This is a genomic window from Sulfolobus sp. B1 (assembly GCF_007050195.1).
GTDB lineage: Archaea > Thermoproteota > Thermoprotei_A > Sulfolobales > Sulfolobaceae > Saccharolobus.
Genome location: NZ_QIMI01000156.1, coordinates 1 through 3,257, shown reverse-complemented (window position 1 = coordinate 3,257; position 3,257 = coordinate 1). Strand labels below are relative to the sequence as shown.

At 33.9% G+C, this 3,257-nt stretch carries 3 protein-coding genes; 2 read left to right on the top strand and 1 reads right to left on the bottom strand.

Annotated features, from left to right (window positions below):
• The first annotated feature begins 168 nt into the window (after nucleotides 1–168).
• Both DMP16_RS08705 and DMP16_RS08700 read left to right on the top strand, forming a co-directional pair.
• Nucleotides 169–1,335 (top strand): alpha/beta fold hydrolase, encoded by a 1,167-nt coding sequence (locus DMP16_RS08705; protein WP_069282817.1) that lies wholly within the window; start codon nucleotides 169–171, stop codon nucleotides 1,333–1,335.
• Between the two features lie 328 nt (nucleotides 1,336–1,663).
• On the top strand, nucleotides 1,664–3,061 hold the full coding sequence (locus tag DMP16_RS08700; protein WP_069282816.1) for an MFS transporter: 1,398 nt from the start codon (nucleotides 1,664–1,666) through the stop codon (nucleotides 3,059–3,061).
• A 90-nt stretch (nucleotides 3,062–3,151) separates the two neighbouring features.
• On the opposite strand, the gene DMP16_RS08695 is transcribed toward DMP16_RS08700, so the two are convergent.
• Nucleotides 3,152–3,253: an STK_08120 family protein gene (locus tag DMP16_RS08695; RefSeq protein ID WP_255446849.1), complete on the bottom strand. Its 102-nt coding sequence runs from the start codon at nucleotides 3,251–3,253 to the stop codon at nucleotides 3,152–3,154.
• Nucleotides 3,254–3,257 lie beyond the last annotated feature (4 nt).

Here is a 3,257-nt window from a genome sequence, read left to right as displayed (position 1 = left end):
GTCAGAGCCTCTATAATTTTAAATAATTTTCAAAAAATTGATACTAGAGTCAGAACTCAATCGAGTTCTTACTTTAAAAATCATTTCATGAAATTTAAGTCCAATTTTATTTTCCTTAAATCCAATAAGCTATAAATACCTTAGCACCAAACATGAAATAGTGTAAAAATGAAAATATTAAAAGAGTATATGAGTAAAGACTTCCCACATATAAAACATACATTCTGGTCTAAAGAGGCTAAAACACCGCCAGTAGGAGAGTACAATAAAATCGGAGTACATAGACTAGTAAACGAGAACTGTAGCAAACTAGTCTCAGCTATACTGGTTTTACCCGGTACATGGAGCAGTGGAGAGCAACTTTCCTCCAATGAGGACAGATGGAGTAGAAATGAAAATGTTGATGAACCCTTCTTTTGGGCAAATCGATGTATCGATGTATATCTTATGGACTATCGTACTCATTTTGTTCCAATTGAAAAAGACTCAAGTGAACTAGAATTTATGATAAACTGGGGATGGGAACAATGGATAAACGATATAAAAGAAGTTGTAGACTTCGTTAAAGATATCTCATCTAATCAGAAAATATTTTTAGTGGGTGAAAGTTTTGGAGGGCTAGCGAGCATAAACTATGCTACACAATTTCAAGATGATCTTAATGGTCTAATCTTATTAGATGGGGGACCAGTTATAAGACAGCCTTCAAATTCCCTTAATTTTAATGAACTTCTTGAAGAAATGAGGAGAAAAAAGAGTTGGGTTATGGAGGTTGGAGGAGGAAAAGGAGCATTATTCTTGTTTAAGTATATAGACGAAAATCCTCTAGCTAATCCGATAAATCCGCTTACTGGAGAAGCTTTAAGTCCTCCGATAAATCCCATTACTGGAGAAAAATGGAATAATATTCTGGAATGGGCTACATTTATTCTTTATATCGCATGGGGACCTGGAATGCTAACGAACGTCTATGAAGGTTTTAACGATCCTAAAGTTCTAATTCACACTATGGCAACTTTCGATAGATATTGGCCATCAAGAATTTACCTTGAGACTCAAGCTATGCTAGATTGGGAGGAATGTCCTTATACAAAATACGACTTTGATAACCTATACTCGAATATAAAAATTCCTATTCTAGATGTGATTAGTAGGTTCGGTATTTCTATAGGTAGGTTAACTAATAATCCTTTAATAGGTTCCACATCACGCTCATATAATTTAATAACGTTGGATAAATACGGTCACCTAGATGTATATAACGGTACGTACTCAAAGAGGGACGTTGCCATACCGGTTCTCTCATGGATTTACTCCAAAGCATATAATGTTTAGATGAGATAGTTAAAGAGATAATAAATGGCACGGCTTTATAGATTCTACAATCGTATCAAGGCTAATAACGTTAATGATATAAGCTCTGACCAGAGACCTCTAAAGCCAAGGAAATGAGAAACTCTTGAAGCCGTTAAGATATTTTGAAATCAGCATTAAGGATATTGCATCTAGAGCTTTTCTTTTAAACTTTATATAGTCTTTATATATAGAATAGAAATCAATAACTTTCTTCTCAAAAATATTGAATCATCATCTTCTTAATTCTTGAAAATATCTTTATTAACAAGAATTATGTTTATATAAAACAGAAATAAAGTTATATTTAATGAGTTCTGATAATCAGCATAGTTTAGATGAATATTTAGCGAGAATAGATAGATTACCAGTGTGGGGACTACCATATCTCCTTTTATGGGCAATCGGAATTGGCTATTTTGCAACACTTTATGATGCTGTATCAAATTTAGGGTTAGCATTACCTTATATACCATTTATAAACTCGGAGGAAGCTGCAATAATAGTGTCTGTAGGACTAGCTGGATATATTATAGGATCTATAGGATTAGGTGCAGTAGCTGATAGGATTGGAAGAAGACTAGCCTTATTAACGTCATTTGCTCTATTAACAGTAGGAAGTTTAGGGATGGCTTTATCAGTAAATTATCCAACACTATTCGTCTTTAGAGTGATAGAAGGTGTAGGGACTGGTGCATGCTTAAACCTTGCTATGGTATACGTCACAGAGTTTTCACCTAGCTCTAAAAGAGGTAAGTACGCAAATTGGATATTTGTGTCAGGCTGGATAGCTGTAGGACTAGGCACTCTACTAGTAGCATTCATCGTAACACTTACCCCAACATTTGGATGGAGAATAGCTTTTGGGCTTGCAGCAGCCTTAGGTTTTATCTCTACCACTATAATTAGTATAATGGCTCCAGAGAGCATCAGGGTTTTAGTCAGAAAAAAGAAGTTTGATAGAGCTGAAAATCTTATAAGGGATATGGAAAAAATAAGTATGAAGAGAGCTAAAGTATCTACTTTACCTCCTCTTAAAGTAGTCAATTACGAGCAAGCCCAAGTTAATGCCATAAAAATATTGACTCAACCAACGTTCTTAAAAAGATTAATATCTTTAACAATATTTTGGTTTTTCTTATACTTCATTCAATATACCGCTACTGGATTGGCACCGACATTTGTTAAAGTTGTAGTAAATCTTACGCCATTACAATATACTGAATATATAAGGCTATTAGGCTTTGTAGCCATAGGTGCTACAGTTATATCATTTGGAATGTTGGGCTTTATTGAAAGGGTAGATAGAAGACTTTTAACTCAAATTGGAGCAATAGGCTTTGTGGTAAGTAGCTATCTTACAACGTATTTGATACTTAATAAAGAGCTAATAATATGGTTTATTACTTATTTCCTACTTGAATTTATCCTTAATCCGCCGTATTTAGCAGGTTATCTGATGTCAAGCGAATCTTTTCCGACAGTTGCTAGGTCTACTGGTTTTGCGATAACAGATGGATTAGGACATCTGGGAGGTGTAGTAGGACCTCTACTATTATTTCCGCTAATCTCGACATTTGGACCATTATATGCCTGGGTAATTCTGTCATTACCATTACCGTTTGCTGCTATTTCACTATGGTTTACTATTCCTAAAACAGTTAAGGTCAGGTTAGAAGAAGTAAATGAAGCTATTATAAAGAAATGATTAAGAAATATTGAGTCTTAATATACCAATTTTTGTTTTAAACCTAGAAATACACAATTCGTAACAAGGTAAAATATAAATTTAAATGTTTCATATTTTTCGCCTTATTCTTTCAAGTCTTATCTCCTCATTTAAATTATTAATGTTCTTCGCTATTCTCCTTCTAACCATGAAATTTATTAGAGATTTCATCGTT

Bases quoted from the DNA above. Each gene is read 5' to 3' on its own strand.
- DMP16_RS08705 (WP_069282817.1), top strand. From the start codon at position 169: ATGAAAATATTAAAAGAGTATATGAGTAAAGACTTCCCACATATAAAA.
- DMP16_RS08700 (WP_069282816.1), top strand. From the start codon at position 1,664: ATGAGTTCTGATAATCAGCATAGTTTAGATGAATATTTAGCGAGAATA.
- DMP16_RS08695 (WP_255446849.1), bottom strand. From the start codon at position 3,253: ATGAAATCTCTAATAAATTTCATGGTTAGAAGGAGAATAGCGAAGAAC.